The sequence below is a fragment of the Pseudomonas sp. OA65 genome, assembly GCF_017498305.1.
Classification (GTDB): Bacteria; Pseudomonadota; Gammaproteobacteria; order Pseudomonadales; family Pseudomonadaceae; genus Aquipseudomonas; species Aquipseudomonas zanjanensis.
Genome location: NZ_JAGDEZ010000021.1, coordinates 32,178 through 50,785 on the forward strand (window position 1 = coordinate 32,178; position 18,608 = coordinate 50,785).

Genomic DNA, 18,608 nt, shown 5'->3' on the forward strand with positions numbered 1-18,608 from the left:
CGTACCTCGGCATCTCGAACGCCACCGCCGCATAGCGGCAGCCGTCCGGAGTCTTGGCTGCGGCGACCGGCCCACGTCACGGTAGCGTGGCACATCCGATCGCCATTCTCGCTCTCCGGCCAGGTGTCTTTGGCGCACCTGGTCCGGGGCATCCTCACAGCTTGCCACTCCCGGGGGTTGGCGATTGCACATGGACGACGAAACGTGTTCTGAAAGCGACTTCTTGAAAGCCCTGCCCGTTAATCCGCGCCGCCTGAACGAAATCGACATGCGCCCACTGTGGTTATGTGAACCATCGCTCGCCCTTAATCGGATTGACGCAACGCATTGGCAACCAATGTAAACGCAGGCGAAGGTTGCCGCCGGCTGGGGTAGTACAAATAGTAGCCTGAAAACGGCGGACACCAATCTTCCAGCACCCGCACCAGCCGCCCCTCTTGAAGATGGGGTTCAAACTCCTCTTCTGGCAGATAGGCAATGCCCAGCCCAGCGACTGCCGCCTGCACGATATGAGTCGACGTATTGAAAATGAGCTGGCCGTCCACTCGCACGTTCACCTGCTTGCCCCGTCGCTCGAAATCCCAGACATAAAGCCCACCCGATGTCGGCATACGCTGGTTGATACAATGATGGTTCACCAGGTCGCGCGGATGCCCGGGAACGGCGCGATTGGCAAAGTACGCAGGCGACGCCACGGCAGCCATCCGCAACGCAGGGCCGATCGGGACCGCGATCATGTCCTTGTCGATGGTGTCGCCCAGGCGCACGCCCGCATCGAAACGATCCGCCACGATGTCCCGAAATCCGTAGCAGACGTCGAACTCGACATTGATATCCGGGTAATCGTGCAGCAGACCGGTCAGTTTGGGCAGCAAGGTCGTGCGCAGGACATGATCGCCGCAGGTGATGCGCACGGTGCCCGCGGGCTTGTCGCGCATTTCCGTGAGCCTATCCAGTTCGGCTTCTATCTCATCGAAGCGATTGCCGATGGCGTGCAACAGCCGCTCGCCAGCAAGGGTCGGCGAAACGCTGCGGGTGGTCCGCGTCAGCAAGCGGATCTGCAAGCGTGTTTCCAACCCACTGATTGCCTGGCTCAGCGCCGATTGGGTGACGCCCAGCGCCCCGGCAGCTCGCGTGAAGCTGCCTTCGCGCGCCACCGTGACGAAAGACAGCAGATCGTTGAGGTTTCTTTTGACCATGGCAGCAGCACTTCAAGCAGATTGATTAGCCATGCTTATAGCCTTGTTAAGCATTCATTAGCTAGTCGCATCACTGTTCCCAAGTCACCATGAACCCTATGAACAGAAACCCATGCACAACTGCGATGCGATCGGCCCGGCGTGGTTTGCTGGCGGTAATGCTCGTGTTTGGCGGCTACGCAACGATGAGTGGTGCCGCGTCGGCGTCCTCGAAAACGGAGAACAGGGTGATGTGGATGACCGTCGGCGAACACCGCTTCGCCATCACCTTGGCCGACAACGCGGCCACCCGCGTGTTTGTCACGTTGTTGCCACTGAGGTTGCCAATGAGCGATCTCAACCGTAACGAGAAATACGCCACCCTACCCCGAGCGCTACCTGCCGAAGCCAGCAAGCCGGGAACGATCCGCAACGGCGACTTGATGGCGTACGGCACGGACACCCTGGTCATCTTTTATTCGAACTTCAACTCGACCTACGCCTACACCCGCCTTGGGCAAGTGGACGACGCCGCGAAGTTGGCTCAAGCGCTGGGCCGACGAGATGTGCAAGTGACGTTTTCCCAACACTGATGACGCCCCATCGACAGGATCCCCAATGAAAAAGATCTTCGTTTTACTCACCCTTCTTGTCACTTCGCTCACAGCCATAGGAGCCGATATGTCCAACGGCGCAGATAACTTTTATACCAGCGATGACGTGACCGTACAGAAGGTCAATTTCAAGAACCAATATCAAATGAACGTGGCAGGTAACCTGTTCATTCCGAAAAAACTCAATGGCAAGACCAGGAGTCCGGCGATTGTCGTCGGCCACCCGATGGGCGCGGTCAAGGAGCAGAGCGCCAACCTCTATGCCACGAAAATGGCGGAAAAAGGCTTCGTGACCCTTTCCCTGGACTTGTCGTTCTGGGGCGAAAGCGAGGGGCGGCCGCGCAATGCCGTCTCGCCAGATATCTATGCCGAGGACTTCAGCGCCGCGGTGGATTTTCTCAGCGCCCAGCCTTTCGTCGACAAGGAGCGGATTGGCGCGATCGGCATCTGTGGCAGTGGCAGCTTCGTGATCAGCGCAGCCAAGATCGACCCACGCATGAAAGCCATTGCTACGGTGAGCATGTACGACATGGGCGGCGTCAATCGCAACGGGTTGAAGCATTCCCAAACGCTCGAACAGCGCCGGTCGATCATTGCCCAAGCCACCCAGCAGCGTAACGTCGAGTTCGCCGGCGGTGAAACGCTCTACACCAGCGGTACGGTGCACCAGTTGGACGACAACACCCATCCTATCCAACGTGAATTCTATGACTTTTACCGCACCCCGCGCGGTGAGTTCACGCCATCGAGCTCGTCCAAAGACCTGACCACCCACCCGACGCTGACCAGCAACGTCAAGTTCATGAACTTCTACCCGCTCAATGACATCGAGACCATTTCACCGCATCCGATGTTGTTCATTGCAGGCGCCGATGCGCACTCCAGGGAGTTCAGCGAGGAGGCTTACAAGCTCGCCGGTCAACCCAAGGAGCTTGTCATCATTCCTGGGGCTGGCCATGTCGACCTTTATGATCGGGTCGACCTCATTCCGTTCGATAAGCTGACAACCTTCTTCCAGAGCAATCTGAAGTAATATCTGGCCCAGTCGATGTGGGCGTGGCCAGACTCCCCGGCGGCCCGTTGATTCGCAAGGATGTGGTCGATCCATTGCGCTACCTCGGCCACCCGGTGGTACGCCGCAATTACGAGGCCAGCAGGGACGTCGCCTCCCTCGGACCGATTGCTACCCGAAACAGCACCTACGCGTTGCAAGAATACGGGTAGCGTGATCGTGCCTCGCCAGCGCTCATGGCAGATGGAAAATGTTCGCCTGGCGTTGATGGCAGAATGCTGCTTGCTTGGCTACCATTTCTCAACGCATACCCTCTTCGAGGTTGGAATCGTTTCTGGCGTAAACCAACAGCCAGTCAGTGCATCCCTGTCGATAGGCAGGAAAGGTATGTTTCAACGTTAACCTTCAAAAATTCATAGCGTTACAAGGAGAGTAAGCATGAACCTAGACTGGCCAGCGTTGGGCTTGAATAACGTAGAACACTCTTTTGGAACCAAGTTTGGCGCCAGCGCCAATCCTTTTCTTCAAAAAGCACTGAAGGATCAAAAGAAAAACGGCAACTGCTTCGCTTACTCGATGCTCTGGTGCCGTCAAAGCATAAAGTTGAACCGCAAGCTTCAGAGCAAGAATGAACTAATCACGCACATGCCACTCATGGTCGCAGCGCAAGCGATGCAGTCGCAGCAGGTGCGGCAGAACAAAAAGGGCGCCTACGGAGCAGAGGGCATGTTGGGCGAGGCCTATTACCAAGCGATGGCGGCTGCATTCTGCGTTAGCGCAGCGGAGGTTGGCAAAGATGTTGGATCTATTTTGAGCGACCACAACGGCTGGCTCGACTTGGTCACCAAGTCAGAAGGGCATTATGTAATAGCCTTTATCTTCTCCGGTGGAGGAGCGCACGCTGTAGCGGCGTCGAATAAAGGTAGGGAGCTGGTATTTTTTGATCCCATTTATGGTCAGTATTCAGTCGATAATTACGCGCCATGGGAGCTGATGCAGTACTACGCCGATGTCAAGAAAGGCTGCGACAGCTATGGCTTTATAACGAATTGGATCGCGGTCAGCGTGACCTGAGGCAGCCTCGTGTCGACGTCGAATCGGATGACTGATTGGCGGCACGTGCATCGTCAGTTATTTATTGAGCAACGGTCATTTCCCACAAGGCCTGTTGCCAACGTCAGGAACAATCCTGAGAAAACGGAAAACTGATACCATCCGGACATTGACACGCTGAGCAGAACAACATGAATCGCCGCAAGAAAATAAACCAGTTATTGAAGGCTAACGCCAAGAAAGCCAGTGCCAAGCTGGCGCCCAAAAACAAGAATCAATACATCAGCAAAGCCGACCGCCTGAAATTGGCAGCTGAAGCCAATGACGCGCCCATTACGTCCCCGGAAAGCTGAGCCACGTCGCGCCGCTTCTTTGAAGCGCTGCTCATTCAAGGCAAGATACGCCCCTTGAACCGCAAGGAGCGCATGAATGAGCCCCCTTACCTACCGCCGTCGCACAATCCCCATCCTGATAGGGGCGGCAGCCTTGGCCGTTCTTCCTGGCTGCCATCAGGCGACCTATGAACAGAAAATGGACGCCTGGGTCGACAGCGGCGGGAAGTCCATGCCGACATTCCTTACTTCGGAAGAAATCAAACGGCTGGAAGAAAGACGTTACATCAGGGTTCTGCGTGCCACCTTGGTTCGCGACGCGTTCTACGCCAATCCCGAAGGTCTGCGGGGAAGTGTCAAGTTAACGATGAAGCTGGATCGCCAGGGAGATGTGCGACTTTGCGAGGCTAAGTCCGCTGAAGCCGGCACCCCCTCCCGTTTGGTGAACCTCATGGCCGACGTTTGCTGGAGTAGAGCCTGGGGCCCCCTCCCGGAAAATCTCCAGAGTCCAAAGGACGGCGGCCTCGAAATCATCGCGCCCTTGATCGCATCAGGGGAGACGCCGTCAATGGCTGATCACGAACGTCTACGCCAACGGGATGCCGTTGAAAGTCGTTTCTTTTGGGACAACGTCGTTGCAAAGCAGTCCCTGAGCGCTTTCGGCACCGCCCGCTTCGACTTCACGGCGAACGCGAAGGGTGAGGTCATTCGGTGCGACGTAGAACTTGAAAAACACAGCCTGCGCCCGGAATACTTTCAACCCAATCCTGAGTTACAGCAGACACTCACCCAGCAATGCCTAGAGTTGAACGTCGCAAAGATGCCTGACTTTCAAGTGAAAGCTGACGGCACTGCGAAGCGCGTGGTCCGGGTGGATTATCTGCCGTGGAAAAATCACGTAGGCCAGCACTAGGAGATTTCTTTGCTGCCTTTAACGGGCGTACACGACCTTCATATCGGCATCACCCTTCAGGGCAACGGCGGCCAACGACGCAACCCAGACCACCGAAACCCCATAGTTGAGCCGCTGGTACAGGCCAAACAAGTGCCCATCGGCCAATGCCGTCGCCATCAGCACAACGGTCACGATGGCCAGCACTACGCAGATCGCCGAGAACATGGCGAACCTGGACGACGAAAGCAGCGACTTGCCAAGGAACGCCCACAACGCCCCCGCCAGGGTAAGCGAGATAAACATCACCAACCCCGCAAGGTTGTGGTTCTGTTGCGAAACCGACGGCTGAACCGGCGCACAACCTTGGTCACAGGAAAAATAGCCGGCCACGAAACTTGCCAAACCGTGGACGAAAATCAGTGCGGCGCTAAGCAAGGCCATCCGCGATGCCTTGAACCGTCTCGCCACGCCTAGAGCGAAAAGCACGAACATCACACCCAGGGGAAAGTTGTTCACCCAGGCAGAGAAGCTGTGGGTTGGCGATCCAATGGCGCCTAGTTGGCTCATGGCTTGATCCAGATGGCTATAGCCTGGGTAGGCCCGGGCAGTCAGTGCGACCCCCAAAAGCAGCCAGAATGGAATCAATATTCCGAAGCCTAGCAAAGCACGGTCGATGGTTTTCATGGTGTGACACTCCCTGTCGTTGTGATGTCCGCTTCAATCCACTGGCGCGAGTAGCTTTCGAAAGCGGGGATCTGATAGGGGTCGATAACGTACCGGACATGGCAGGTGATCACAGGCTCAATCCTTTGAATTCTGAAAAAACGGATTCTACACAGGATACGCAATCAATCATCAAACATATTGATCGTGCGTAACGGTTGGCTGGGGCCGCCCTACGATGACATCCCGCTGAACGAAGCGAGCCAGGTAACAGTCGGAGCAACAAGACCCTCGACAAAGAAACCTGGCCCATGCTCCTACGACTTTCTGCCCTCGCTACGCTGTTCACCTTGGCTACCGGCACAGCGGCCGCGGCACCGGAACCGCTGCGCCTGGAAAGCCTGAAACGCTGCGGTGATCTGTTGGAAGGCCAACACCAGGACTGGTGCCTGACAGCGCGCGGGCTGGGTGATGCAACGCCGCAACTGCAACTGGCGGCAAAGGCAATACCCGCAGACACTCTCCAACGCGAAGGGAACAACCTGCGCGTGCGCCTGGACGCCGCCGACTACCAGAGCGGCCCGCTCTGGCTGCAAGACGGCTCACGCACCAGTAATGCCGCCTGGCTGACCTTACGCAACAGTCACGTGCTGGCCGCCGGGCCGGACGAAGTCGCAAAGAACATGGACAGCCTGACCACCTACGTCGACCTGGTCAGCGTGCTGATCGAAGAAGACCGTGATGGCCGCCAGGAAGCCGAGCGCCTGGCGCAAAAATACGGCGCGAAGGTGGTCGGCAGCATCGCGCCGCTGAACCTTTACCAACTTCGCTTGCCCGCCAAGGACCTGGTGCAGCGCGATGCACTGGTGCTACGCCTGGGCAGCGAGACCAGCGTGGATGCCGTGGTGATCGAGGAGTCCTCGGCCGAAGAAACCGAGCAGGCCCCAGCCCATCCTGAAGAACCGAAAAAACCCGCCCTGGACTCCGACGAATGGGCCGCGAATCGCTTTCTCGACGCAGTGAACTATTACCAACGGCGCATCCCCGGGCGTCAGCCGCCCATCCAGCCACAGCCGGTGCGCATTGGCCTGATCGAGCGCGATGTGGACTTCGACACGACGGATTTCGCCGACGACCTCGGCGCCTGCTCGCCGCCGCGCACTTGCGTCTACGCCCGCGATGCAGAAAAACCGGACAACCATGGCACGACCGTCGCCGGCATCCTCGCCGCACGTTGGGACGACAGCGGCAACACCGGTTTCCTCCGTGGCCTGGACAAGGCCAGCGGTGGCTTCGAGGTCATCGTCGAACGTAACTCCGATGCCGGCATCACCGCCAACATCGCCGCCTCGGTCAACCTCGTGGAAGACGGCGTGCGCGTGCTCAATTGGAGCTGGGGCATCCACCGCGTCGGCGCCAAAGACGTCAAAGGCGATGACGTCGACTCGCTGCTACGCTCGGGCCTCGCCATGGGCGGCTACGAAGAACTGCTGGAAGAGTTTTTCCTTTGGCTGCGCAAGGCGCATCCCGACGTGATCGTAGTCAACTCTGCCGGCAATGGTTCTTCATTCTCGGGCAGCGACGAATACCGCCTGCCCTCCTCTTTCATCACCGAGCAACTGCTGGTGGTCGGCGGACACCAGCGTAGCGAGCAAAGCGGCGTCGCCGTCGACGACCCGGCCTATGCGGTCAAGCGCAGCTCCTCGAACATCGACATGCGCGTCGACATCACCGCCGCCGCTTGCGCCCACGCCTCGACGACCAGCGCCGGCCAGGCCAGCGCCGTGCATTGCGGCACGTCCTACGCCACGCCCATGGTCGCGGGCCTGCTGGCGGCGATGCTGTCCATCAACCCGCAACTGCAACCCGAGCAATTGCGCATGCTGCTACGCCGCAGCGCCATGACCATCGGCGACAACCACGACTTCGAACAGATGGACGGCGAAGACCTCACCGCGCCCATCCTGCCGTCGGAACGCCGCTACCAACTCCACGACAAGGACGTCGGCCGCTCGGCACGGCTGGACATGCAAAAGGCCCTGGATTTGGCGGCGCAAAGCCGTGATCGTGTGCGTTGAAAGTCAGGGTTACGTCTAGCTCAAGACGACGTCTGCCTTGCGTGGGCAAAACCACCCATGCATCAGTCCCGCCTGGAAGAACTGCACCGGAGCCTCGAACCCGGCCGTCTCGATGAGGGCTGCGACCTGCTGCGTCGGCAAGACAGCCACGTCTCGGGCGTAGGCGGCACGGGCTCGTTCCAGCATTTGCGGATCCACACCTGCCGAGGACATCAATGTCATCCAGTTGCGCAGCAGCACCTCATAGGCCGGTGATTCGATCTCAGCGGCGAGATCGACGGATGCCAGTACTCCGCCCGGCTTAAGCCGACGGGCGATCTCGCGGAAAAAAGCGATGCGGGCTTGTGGCTCGAGCAAAAACTGAGACACCAGAAAGCAGGTAGCGCCGTCGTGGTCAGGCTCGGCAGGCAGCGCGTCGAGGTAACCTTGGTGAAAGCTGCAACGCGAAAGGAAGCCTCCTTGTACCGCTTTCTGCCGGCAAATATCGAGCATGGTGCCCGAGGGGTCGACGGCAGTGAAATGCCAACCGGGGCAGCGCTTGGCCAGGTGGGCCAGTTCCGCTCCAGTGCCCACGCCGACACAGAGTATCCGGGCATCTTCCGGTAACTCAGCGAAGCGAGCGTCGAGCAAGATATAGAGGGCGTCACGAATGGGCGCCATCCCCGCCCATTGCTTATCGTAGCTGGCGGCCTGCTGGTCGAATAAAGCCTTGAGTTCTTCATTGCGCATGGGGGCATCTTCCTTTTCGTCGTGATGAGATGTGCCGCGATGATGCGGCGACGCTTCCAGTATCACAGGGCTGTCAAGCCATACCGGTTGTTCGGTAGGTCGATTGCACCAACCCCGAAGGAAAGCTGCGGCTGGAGACGAGTTTCAAATCCACATCCCGCTCAAGCCCGCCAAATAACGGCCGTCCCGAACCGATCAACACAGGGATGGTGGTGATCACCATATCGGTGACCAAACCGTCGCGGGAAGGACTGATGAAAGCAAAGCTTGGCGGTGGGCGGATTTCGGAGTGCTGGGGAGGTGCATCCCATCTAGGTTGCTGTGAACATCTAGATACCTGGCCATGGACTGTGCCGCAATAGGCAGCTTTCGGCCAGAAACGACGCTGGACAGCGCACGACTATGTAAAAAAGGCTTACACCCCATGCCGTTCACTCAAGAAAAATGATGCCCCTGTGGCGATTGCCTTAAGTGAACAGCATTGGGCTTGCACGCCTGCTTACCAGCTGTAACTCACTTTGGCGGTAATCTCGCGACCCGGATTGTAGAAGTTCGCTGTACCGGAACCGACCACATGCTGCTCATCCAGCAGGTTGCTGACGTTCACCGCAAGGTCGGTGCCCTTGGCGATCTCGTAGTTGAAGGCAGCGTCGAACAGCGTGGTGCCATCGCTTTTGCCGGAGTTGGCTGCATCGAAGTAATAAGAGCCGACGTAGCGCGCCCCCAAGCCAACGCTGACATCAGTGCCGGGCACGTCGTAATAACTCCAGAGCGAAGCGGAATGCTGGGGCGCCGTGGAGAACTCATTACCCTTCAGGGAGCTGCCGTCGTACAACGAACCGCGCAGTACCTCGGACTCCATATAGGAGTAGCCACCAATCAGGCTGAGGTTCTGCGTCACCTGCGCCTTGGCCTCCAGGTCGAGGCCACGGGCCCGCGATTCACCCACCGTCTGTTGCTCAATGATGCCGCTCGGCAGCACCACGGCGATGGTGACGTTTTCCTGGGTCAGGTCATAAACGGCTGCGGAGAACAGTGCGTCCATCCCCATCGGCGCATACTTCACGCCCACTTCGTACTGCGTGCCCGTCTGCGGTGTTACGCCAACCTGAGGCGGCGAGACGGATTCCACCATGCTCACATAGGTGGACACCTCATCGTTGACGATATAGGTCAACGCACCTCGGTAGGAGGTTTCGGAGAAGTTGTCTTTCTCCGTGGATATCAAGCCTTTGCTGGTAAGGTCCATCGAGTCGTTGCGCATACCCGCGGTGACGATGAAACGCTCGTAGAACGATAGGTTCTGCTGAAGGAACACGGCCTTGGTGGTCGCGTCTCGCTTGTTGACGGCATACGGCGTGATTGAGCGTGGAACGCCAGTAAACACGGGATTTGCAATGTCAATCGGAGTGGTCAGGGCGTAGACCGAGCTTTCCTTGGTGGTCGAATCGAGGTACTCCACGCCCACCAGGCTGCTGCTGTCGATGTTCTCGAAGCGGGCATCGTATTGCAGCATCAGATTGCCGTTGAACTGGTCGGCCTCGGTGTCCGTTCCAAACAGATAGCGGTCTACGGTAGTACCGACACGGGTGGCGCTGTCGCTGAGGTAAACGTAGCCAAAATCATCGGTCAATTTGCTGTAACGCAGATTGCTGCGCAGTACAAAACCATTGTCGAAGTCATGGGTGACGTTACCGCTGAGGCTGGTGCGCTCGACATCGTGAAAGTTGTAACTGGGCTCACCATAAAACTTGCTGCGGTCGTATTCCTTGTCCAGCGGATAGCCGCCACTGTTGGGCGAACTGTCAGTTTTCAGATAGTCCAGAATCATGGTGGCTGACGTGTAGTCCGTGGGCGCCCAAGTGAGGCCACCCATCACCAACCGGTTGTCGTCTTGTGAGTGATCGTACTCGCGGTCGCTGTTTTGGCCTTTGGCAGTAAAGCGGCCAGCCAAGGTTTTCTCGTCGTTCAGCGCATCCCCCACATCGATGCCTGTCTCGACATGGTCAAACGAACCGTAGGTCACATAGCCTTGGCCAAACTGCTCGAAGCGCGGCTGTTTGGTCACGAAATTCACCGAACCGCCCGGGTCCGCTGGGCCAAACAGCGTGGAGTTGGCGCCACGCAGAATCTCGATGCGCTCATAAGCGAATGGATCTTCGCGTACGCCGCGCATCGAACTCAGGGTCAAGCCGTCACGGTAGGTGGTGGCCTGGAAGCCCCGGATCTGAAAATAGTCGTTGCGGTCATCCGTACCATAGAAGTCACTGACCACCCCCGGCGTGTATTGCAGCGCCTCTTCCGTGGTGCTGACGCTGCGCTGCTCCATTTCCTTGTTGGTAACCACCGACACCGATGCCGGTGTATTAAGAATGCTGGTTGCCACCTTGCCGCCAACCCAGAGCTCCTGGGCGACCACCGAGTTGGCGTCGTCGTCGGCACTGACCCTGACCTTGGCATTGATGATGAGGGGTGCAAGGCGGAAGTCCTCGACGTCCGTTGCGCCGAGCTCCAGCGGGCCGGCGGGCTTTGCTTGAGGGACCAGCAGGTAGGCATTCGGGCCTTGCTGTTCGATTTGCAATTCGCTCCCCTGCAGCAACGATGACAGCGCTGTCGATGTATCGAGCGTGCCATTCACGCCAGCAGTGGTGCGGTTCACTACACTCGATGCGTCGAAGGAAAGACTGATGCCAGCCTCCCGCGCAAAACGGTCAAGCGCCGGCGCCAGTGGGCCGGCAGCGATGTTCCACTGCTTGACTTGATTGCTGTGGTCAGCGCTCGAGGTTTGCGCCAGCGATGGCAATGCGTAGCTGCTTACGATCAAACCCAAAATCGCACCGTGCAAGGCACGATTTAATGGATGGCGCTGTGAAACCGGGGACGAACTCATTTTCTCGCTCCAAGAAAGGACATCGGCAGACTGGCCTGTATTCCGGCCTTCCTTAGAGGTCGAACGAGAATGAGAAACCACCTCATTCTTTTTCGCGCAGCACAAAGTTCCGATGGGCTCAGGTGGCCGCGGTCACGGTCACCCAATAACGGGTCCGGTAATCAATGTGCAAGCGCAGTGACTGCGCGATCAATGCCAGGACCTGATCGTTGTCGGCGAGCTGGAAGGTGCCGGAAACGCGACGATCAGCGACTTCTTCGGCGCAGCGCAGTACCCCGGGGCGATAACGCGACAACTCCACGATGAAATCATTGAGGCGCATATTGCGCGCACTGATCACCCCGTCCCCCCAGCTCCATAGATCAAGGCCATTGCCTTTGAACGTTCGGACGCCACTTGATGTGAACAGCAGCTGATTGCCTGCCTGGACGCTACGGCTCGCAGGCGTTTGACTGGCGCCGGGGAAAACCGTGACTGATCCTTCCTGAGCCGCGACCAGAGTGCCGTCATCCAGCTCGCGTGCCAGAAAACGGGAGCTCTGGGCGCGCATGATCCCGTCACGGGATTGCACCCAGAACGGTCGCGCTCGAGGCGAGTGTTGATCCGCACCGACATTCACGATGATTTCACCCCGTCGCAGGATGATCAGGCGTCGCTGGGCGTCGAAATCGCTGTCGACGGCGCTATCGCTATTGAGCTGAATAAGGCTGCCATCATCAAGTTGGAAGCGTCGTTGCTCGCCGGTGCTGCTGCGTTGTTGCGCAAGCATGGCGGGTACGGGTGTGTAGTCCCGGCCGAGCCAGGCTGCCGTGCTGACAGTCGCCAATAGGCCCAGTAGCTTCAGGCTTTCGCGCCGCCGCATTCCATGATGGGTGCCATTAAGGGTGTGTCGCGCCAGTTGAGCAGGCACGCCTGCGAATTCATCCCCAAGCGTTTCCACACGCTGCCACGCCAACACATGCTCCGGGCGCTGCTGGAGCCAGTGCTCAAAAGTGCGCTGTGTTTGTTCATCGGCTTGATTGAAGCGAAGGCGCACCAGCCATTGGATCGCCTGCTCGACAATGGCCGGATCCAGCGTCTGCGGCTCACGACTCGACATAACGCAAGCGATAGCAGTGTTGCAGGGCCGTGGCCAGGTCGCGTTCCACCGTCGCGCGGGAAACACCCTGCTTTTCGGCTATTTGCGCGCACGTTAGACCGTCGAGTCGGGCAAATAAAAATGCCTGGCGAACTCTCGGTTTAAGCATACCGAGCATGCGGTCTATGCGCTCGAGCGCATCAAGAATCATCAGCCGGCTTTCTTCCGAGGGAACCTCGTGTTGTGGCAGCAACGCGACACTTTCCAAGTAGGCACGTTCGAGTTCGCGACGACGATACTGATCAATCATCAGTCCGCGGGCGATACTGCTCAAATAGGCGCGCGGTTCGCGCAAGGGGCTGGACTGGCGGGACTTGAGCAGACGTACGAAGGTGTCCTGCGCCAAATCTGCGGCGTTATCGCGACACCCAATGCGTCGGATTAGCCAGCCTTGTAACCACGAGTGATGGGTTCGATAGAGCAGCCCTAGATCGGCAGTACCTAGTGTTTCATCGCTGCTCATCGGAATCCCGGCAAGTACATGATTGATAATTAATCGCATTCTACTCAGACGATAGGCCTTAGGCAAATACGTGGCGCTGAGTGTCCGCTTTTGGGCCGATAACTGCCTGACTCAAGCACCCCTAGGCAGCATCACATGGGTCGCGTGGGCATCATCTGTGCGCGTGAAACCACAGCGGGCATAAAATGCGCTTGGAAGGTATGCAATCTGTTGAATCTCAAATCGTTTCGTATCATCCCTGACCTGATGTGAAGCTCGTTTCGCTGCTGAGAGTGTTTGCCACTGCGGTAGTCATGCAACCATTCAGGCACGCGGCGGCGCTTCGTACTAAAAAAATGCCGCCTGTGTTGTTTCCATGGTTGACCCGCTTTCCCAATAAGGCTTTGATTGCCTGCATTCGGTTGCACCGGACTTAACCGATACCTCGCTCCACTCGAGGCTATCTAAATCAGATGGTTTTCCTCACCGTCATACAGGGACTGACATGGGCATTTTAGATCGGCTTTTTGGTGGACGCTTTACCATGCCACCACCCGAGGAGACCAACCTTAGCGCTTCAGCAATCATGAAGGAGCTGCGCCCCGAGCGAAGCGATCCCGGTCAAAAAAAAGCACTAGAGGCCTTCGCCCAGGCACTGGTAGCGTTCACCCCGGAAAAAGAAGGCGCCAGACTGGTCAGGCGTGTCATGCGTAGATACGCAATGGGGGACGACGCACCCAGTGCCCTCACGGAGGGATTCCTGAATGACTCAAAGGGACAAAAGCTTGAACACCTCGTTCTCCTTAGCCTGGATTGGAAGGGTTACGACGTATTTGAATATCAAGCGCCCTACCTGGTCAGCGCCAGTGGCTTGAAAGAACCCTACGTGTATGTGCGGGAAGGCGCTTCCTCAATACCAGAGGTGCTTCACAACTTCGATCAATGGCTGGCTCGGTTCGGTAAACGTTATCTTCACCTGGACTCCGGAGGTGAGAATTACGACGGTGTCATTGTTGACGCTGATCGGCTGGGAGCGATTACTGAGTTGGCTGGACGAGCTGGAATCCAGGTCAGTCTTGAGAACTTCTAAGGATGGGGCTGGCGCTAAGGGTCGAAAGCTGACACCAAGCCTGTCGGATTGAGTAACCCGTAGCCCACCGGACGCACTTAACGACAACACAAACAACCACTGATCACCGGCTGATCAGGATCGTTTTCAAGAAAGGTAACCACGACTTCCATGCCCGTCCGGGGCGGCCCCATCTCACAACGCCAATCGGACACCCTCTTCAGCCAACACCGACTCTTGTCGTCAAATCGATCTTCACGATCCCAGGGGAACTCGACCTTGATCCTTGCGAAGCGCCGGTCACCCTGGATTTCTTCGTCCTCCAGGGCGATGACTACAGCGGTCTGGCTGCGTAGTACCTGCGGTTTCTTGTGCGCCAACGGCGGACGATAGGACACATTCCATGGCAGCACGATAAAGCGGTTGCGGTACCCCTGATGGAAGTCATCTTCGCTCCCCGTGTCGCCACTGGCGACGTGCTCACTCATGACCTGCGGTTGCCGCCCTTCGTGGACGACCTGGGTCACTAGCCATGGGGTGTTCCACTCCTGGCGCGGATGGCCTGAGATGTCCAGTACTTGACCGCTGACTAACCGAGTCTGGTCACTCTGCCCTTCGGCTTGTCGATAAGCCGCGTGGCGGCGTTCCATGGTCCGAAGACGTATTTGCTTGCCGTGCTCATGACCGGTAAAACGCTCCAACCCGTCCTCTGTTTCAATGTCCAGCGGTTGCTGCGAGATCCGACGGGTAAGCTGTCCCAGGCGCAGGTTGATGCGCTTGATCAGTGGCTCGTTGGCCACCCTGTCGCGCGCTTGCCCATAAGCAGTGGGCTGTCCAATCCTGGGGAAAACCGCCTGATCGTCACCAAAGACCAGCACATGGCCTTGAGCACTGTGTTGGAAGTGAAAGTGAATACCCTCTTCTTCACACAAGCGCTGAACAAAGTGCAAGTCCGTTTCGTTGTACTGAGTACAGTATTCACGCTCTGGGTAGGTCGCCCCCAGATGAAACCGAAAAGCGTCGCCCACGACACCGTGTTCTTCCAATATCAAGGCCACGATTTTCGGTACCGAGAACTGTTGATAGATCCTTCGGTTGATGCGGTGACGCAAGTAGGACAACTGCGGGACGAGGGCCAGGCTGTAGCGCATCAAGTGCTGACCATGAGCGCTTTGAACGATGTGATAGACCCGTCCATGAATACCGTTGCCCTTCGCGTCCAAGGTCAGGAAAGCCTCTCGATCGAAGAGGCTTTCAAGCGCCAGATCAGACCGCTCGCTAACAAAATCCACACTGAACAGGTAAGGCCTGCTGATCGCCTCTTCTCCCGTGAAGGCGAGCACTTGAAAGTCGTGGGCAAAACCGTCGATGGTCAAACTGAAGTGCGTTTGAATGGCTCGATTGAACATCCGCTGTTCTCTTTTTAAACCCGCTGCTCATCCCACGCCCGCTATAAACAAGGCATGCAACGAGCAACAGGCGACAATCAAGTCAGGTCACACACCACTCTTCACTTTGGTCCATATCCGCGTGCGGATTCGCTCCAGTTTCAATGGCAGTGGTTCAAGAGGGATAAGTGTCGCGACCGTCTTTTTGTCGGGATAGATCCAAGGATTGTCTCGCAACTTCTGCTCGACGAACTCAGCGGCATCTTTGTTTGCGTTAGGGTACAGCGTGTGATTTGAGGTCTTGGCGATAATTTCTGGTCGCAACATATAATTGATGAACGCCATGCCTTCCTTGGGATGGGGCGCATCTTTCAGCAGCACCAGATTCTCCGACCAGGACAGCGCGCCTTCGCGAGGAAGACTGTAGGAAATCTTGCGTCCGGTGTTGGCCTTTTCGTTGATGGCCTGTGCCGCCAGGGCACCATTGGCCCACCCCACAACAGCACAGATATTGCCGTCTGCCAGGTCGGCGTCGATTCTGGACGAATCGAAATAAAGGACGTAGGGGCGGATTTTCAACAGCAAGGCTTGGGCTTTCTGGTAATCATCCGGGTTCTTGCTGTTGCTAGGGAGTCCAAGGTAATTCAAGGCAATCGAGATGATCTCACTGGGAGAATCAAGCATTGCCACACCACACGATTGGAGCTTACTGATGTTTTCTTCTTTGAAGATCAGATCCCAGCTATCCACCGGAGCGTTATCACCCAATGCCGCTTTGACTTTGTCCACGTCATAACCAATGCCGGTAGTGCCCCACAAATAAGGCACGGCGTAGCGGTTACCTGGATCATTGACTGCGAGTTGGGAGAGGATGTCTGGATCGATATGTGAGAAGTTACTCAGCTGGCTACGATCCAAAGGCTGAAGGACGCCCGCCTGGATCAGGCTTGGCAACACATTGGAGGTCGCCACCACCACGTCATACCCGGTGCGGCCGGCCATGACCTTGCTCTGCATGATTTCAGCGCTGTCGAACGCATCCATGTGCATTCGCGTGCCGGTTTCCTGTTCAAACTCCTTTGGCGTCTCCGGCGCCAGCAACCCGAACCAGTTATAGAGATACATCCCGGGCTCTACAGCCGCCACGGATGTGCTTATCCCGACACAGAGAAGCGAGGCCGAAAAAAGGGTTCGCAAATGTGACTTTCTCATGCAACATCCTTGTCAAGACGACATGCCGTCATGGCTATCGTAAACCTGGCAGCGAATATACCGGCTGTCACCGAATAGTAAATACCTACGAATACTTACCTTTGACCTGCGACTGCCTAACCCTAAAGGGGTAGAAAATGCCGTTTGACCTTCACAGCCTGGCCTGGCATCGATCGATCGGGAAGCTGATCATGCAGCTGAACCGTCCAGAGTTCTGGAGTTCACTGGTTCGCACATTAAATGAATACGTGCAGATCGATAATTGGGTTGTGTTGATTTTCAGTAACCAACAGGTCCAGGTCGTCAGTCTTCCCGAAGTGGCCGATGCGGAAGAAGTTGACGCATTCATTCATCGCTACGTGAAAGGCCTTTATTTGCTGGATCCATTTTATATAGCCAATCGGGAAAACCCACAGAGCGGGTTCTTCCACTTATTGGATATTGCACCGGAATACTTTCTTGAAACCGAGTATTACCACAAGTATTTTGCCCAATACATTTCCATGGACGAAGCACAGTACAATGTCCAGCTCGACCCCGAAAGAACACTGTGTATTTCTATTGGCAGCAAAGCCCGTTTCAGCCAAGAACAAATAACCCTGCTCGACATTATCAAACCGTGGGTGACTGCACTGATGCATCAGCGCATGGGGTTTGAAATTGACGTAGAGAAAACCCTGGCTGAGCCGCCCCTGTGGCCAGAAACGGTCAACCAGCTGGGCACGCAAATAACAGCACGCGAAAGTGATGTCCTCCGTTTATTACTCAGCGGCTTCTCCAACAAAGAAATAGCCGGAAAGCTCTCGCTCTCGGCGGAAACCATTAAGGTTCACCGCCGCAACATCTACGCAAAACTGAACATCAAGTCCCAATCCGAGCTGTTTGCTCGATTTTTCATGCCCAGACAGAACGTTCCTGCTACGCATTGAAGTTAGGCGTCACGCTGATCATGCGCCGGCAAGCATCAAATCCAGATTCTGCACCGCCGCGCCAGCGGCGCCCTTCCCCAGGTTGTCGAACACCGCAGCCAGCAAAACCTGTCCGGTTTCATCATTTTCGAACACCGACAGCCGTACATCATCGGTCCCGTTAAGCGCCTGCGGATCAAGGGTCGTCAGCGCTTTGGCTTGCTGCATCGACATCACATGCACATGGCGCGCATCGGCGTAGTGCTGCATCAGGCACGCATGCAACTGCACCGCGCTCACGCCTGGCGCCAACAACCGGGTTTGCACAGGGATGGTCAGCACGATTCCCTGCCGAAAAGCGCCATAAGCCGGCACGAACATCGGCCGTTCCGTCAGACCGCTTTGCTGCTGAATCTCTGGAATATGCTTGTGTGCCAGCCCCAGCCCATAGACCTGAAACGCCGATGCCTGGGCTGCGTCCGCGCCCTCATGCTCCTCCACGCCGGCCCGTCCTTTTCCGGAATAACCCGACACGGCATGAATGTTCATCGGGTAATCCCTGGGTATCAATCCAGCCTGCAGCAACGGCAGCAGCAACCCGATTGCTCCCGTTGGATAGCAGCCGGGATTACTGACCCGCCGGGCGGCGGTGATGCGTTGGGCCTGCTGCCGGCTCATTTCCGCGAAACCATAGGTCCAGTCTGGATGGGTACGGTGCGCCGAACTTGCATCGATCACCCGAACAGCGGAATTTTCGATGGACGCTACAGCGTCGCGCGCGGCTGGGTCGGGCAAGCACAGAATCGCGATGTCGCAGTGGTTGATGGCCTCGGCGCGACGTTGCGGATCCTTGCGATGCTCGGCGCTCAGCGTGAGCAGCCGCAGATCGCTCCGGTCACGCAGACGTTGATGGATCTGCAACCCGGTGGTGCCTTGGTCGCCGTCAATGAATACAAGGGGACTTGCCATGGCATGCTCTCGAACATTGAAATCAGGAGCTCCAATGT

18 protein-coding genes and 2 pseudogenes are annotated in these 18,608 nt (G+C 57.1%); 9 read left to right on the top strand and 11 right to left on the bottom strand.

Annotated features, from left to right (window positions below; translation table 11 throughout):
- Window positions 1-305: 305 nt before the first annotated feature.
- Entirely contained in the window at window positions 306-1,199 is an 894-nt protein-coding gene (locus J3361_RS18310; protein ID WP_207965760.1) for a LysR family transcriptional regulator, read from the bottom strand.
- A gap of 125 nt (window positions 1,200-1,324) precedes the next feature.
- Here J3361_RS18310 and J3361_RS18315 point away from each other — a divergent pair, with 125 nt between their 5' ends.
- From J3361_RS18315 to J3361_RS18340, 6 genes are all read left to right on the top strand, one after another.
- On the top strand, window positions 1,325-1,771 hold the full coding sequence (locus J3361_RS18315) for a cyclophilin-like fold protein (protein ID WP_207965761.1): 447 nt from the start codon (window positions 1,325-1,327) through the stop codon (window positions 1,769-1,771).
- A gap of 25 nt (window positions 1,772-1,796) precedes the next feature.
- Window positions 1,797-2,825 (top strand): alpha/beta hydrolase, encoded by a 1,029-nt coding sequence (locus tag J3361_RS18320; protein ID WP_207965762.1) that lies wholly within the window; start codon window positions 1,797-1,799, stop codon window positions 2,823-2,825.
- A 23-nt stretch (window positions 2,826-2,848) separates the two neighbouring features.
- Window positions 2,849-3,016, top strand: a complete 168-nt coding sequence (locus J3361_RS18325; protein WP_225917589.1) for a hypothetical protein — start codon at window positions 2,849-2,851, stop codon at window positions 3,014-3,016.
- A 226-nt stretch (window positions 3,017-3,242) separates the two neighbouring features.
- Window positions 3,243-3,878, top strand: coding sequence for a YopT-type cysteine protease domain-containing protein (locus J3361_RS18330; protein ID WP_186704801.1), 636 nt, complete (start codon window positions 3,243-3,245; stop codon window positions 3,876-3,878).
- Window positions 3,879-4,048: 170 nt separating this feature from the next.
- Complete coding sequence (locus J3361_RS18335; RefSeq protein ID WP_186704800.1) at window positions 4,049-4,210, top strand: DUF2986 domain-containing protein; 162 nt, start codon at window positions 4,049-4,051, stop codon at window positions 4,208-4,210.
- 76 nt (window positions 4,211-4,286) lie between these two features.
- Window positions 4,287-5,102, top strand: a complete 816-nt coding sequence (locus J3361_RS18340) for a hypothetical protein (protein WP_207965763.1) — start codon at window positions 4,287-4,289, stop codon at window positions 5,100-5,102.
- 18 nt (window positions 5,103-5,120) lie between these two features.
- Here the strand turns inward: J3361_RS18340 and J3361_RS18345 are convergent, their stop codons facing one another.
- Both J3361_RS18345 and J3361_RS29810 read right to left on the bottom strand, forming a co-directional pair.
- Window positions 5,121-5,768, bottom strand: a complete 648-nt coding sequence (locus J3361_RS18345; RefSeq protein WP_207965764.1) for a DUF998 domain-containing protein — start codon at window positions 5,766-5,768, stop codon at window positions 5,121-5,123.
- 35 nt (window positions 5,769-5,803) lie between these two features.
- Window positions 5,804-5,881 (bottom strand): annotated as a pseudogene (locus J3361_RS29810) (NIPSNAP family protein); the annotation flags it as partial.
- A gap of 177 nt (window positions 5,882-6,058) precedes the next feature.
- On the opposite strand from J3361_RS29810, the gene J3361_RS18350 reads away from it, so the two are divergent.
- A complete protein-coding gene (locus J3361_RS18350; protein ID WP_207965765.1) occupies window positions 6,059-7,825 on the top strand; it encodes a S8/S53 family peptidase in 1,767 nt (588 codons plus the stop codon).
- 15 nt (window positions 7,826-7,840) lie between these two features.
- Here the strand turns inward: J3361_RS18350 and J3361_RS18355 are convergent, their stop codons facing one another.
- The 5 genes and pseudogenes from J3361_RS18355 to J3361_RS18370 form a co-directional block, all read right to left on the bottom strand.
- Window positions 7,841-8,554 (bottom strand): class I SAM-dependent methyltransferase, encoded by a 714-nt coding sequence (locus J3361_RS18355; RefSeq protein WP_207965766.1) that lies wholly within the window; start codon window positions 8,552-8,554, stop codon window positions 7,841-7,843.
- 73 nt (window positions 8,555-8,627) lie between these two features.
- Window positions 8,628-8,798, bottom strand: a pseudogene (locus J3361_RS29545) (dihydrofolate reductase); the annotation flags it as partial.
- Between the two features lie 255 nt (window positions 8,799-9,053).
- On the bottom strand, window positions 9,054-11,444 hold the full coding sequence (locus J3361_RS18360; protein ID WP_207965767.1) for a TonB-dependent siderophore receptor: 2,391 nt from the start codon (window positions 11,442-11,444) through the stop codon (window positions 9,054-9,056).
- A gap of 118 nt (window positions 11,445-11,562) precedes the next feature.
- Window positions 11,563-12,543, bottom strand: a complete 981-nt coding sequence (locus J3361_RS18365; protein WP_207965768.1) for a FecR domain-containing protein — start codon at window positions 12,541-12,543, stop codon at window positions 11,563-11,565.
- A complete protein-coding gene (locus J3361_RS18370) occupies window positions 12,530-13,045 on the bottom strand; it encodes a sigma-70 family RNA polymerase sigma factor (protein ID WP_207965815.1) in 516 nt (171 codons plus the stop codon). Before J3361_RS18370 ends, J3361_RS18365 begins: the two co-directional genes overlap by 14 nt.
- A 484-nt stretch (window positions 13,046-13,529) precedes the next feature.
- On the opposite strand from J3361_RS18370, the gene J3361_RS18375 reads away from it, so the two are divergent.
- On the top strand, window positions 13,530-14,114 hold the full coding sequence (locus J3361_RS18375) for a hypothetical protein (protein WP_207965769.1): 585 nt from the start codon (window positions 13,530-13,532) through the stop codon (window positions 14,112-14,114).
- Window positions 14,115-14,191: 77 nt separating this feature from the next.
- On the opposite strand, the gene tssI is transcribed toward J3361_RS18375, so the two are convergent.
- Together tssI and J3361_RS18385 are read right to left on the bottom strand one after the other, a co-directional pair.
- Complete coding sequence (gene tssI / locus J3361_RS18380) at window positions 14,192-15,502, bottom strand: type VI secretion system tip protein TssI/VgrG (RefSeq protein ID WP_207965770.1); 1,311 nt, start codon at window positions 15,500-15,502, stop codon at window positions 14,192-14,194.
- Between the two features lie 87 nt (window positions 15,503-15,589).
- On the bottom strand, window positions 15,590-16,693 hold the full coding sequence (locus J3361_RS18385; RefSeq protein ID WP_207965771.1) for a polyamine ABC transporter substrate-binding protein: 1,104 nt from the start codon (window positions 16,691-16,693) through the stop codon (window positions 15,590-15,592).
- 137 nt (window positions 16,694-16,830) lie between these two features.
- Between J3361_RS18385 and J3361_RS18390 the strand changes: the two genes are divergently transcribed.
- A complete protein-coding gene (locus J3361_RS18390) occupies window positions 16,831-17,622 on the top strand; it encodes a helix-turn-helix transcriptional regulator (protein ID WP_207965772.1) in 792 nt (263 codons plus the stop codon).
- Window positions 17,623-17,640: 18 nt separating this feature from the next.
- Here J3361_RS18390 and argC read toward each other — a convergent pair whose 3' ends face one another.
- Window positions 17,641-18,570, bottom strand: a complete 930-nt coding sequence (gene argC, locus J3361_RS18395) for an N-acetyl-gamma-glutamyl-phosphate reductase (protein ID WP_207965773.1) — start codon at window positions 18,568-18,570, stop codon at window positions 17,641-17,643.
- Window positions 18,571-18,608 lie beyond the last annotated feature (38 nt).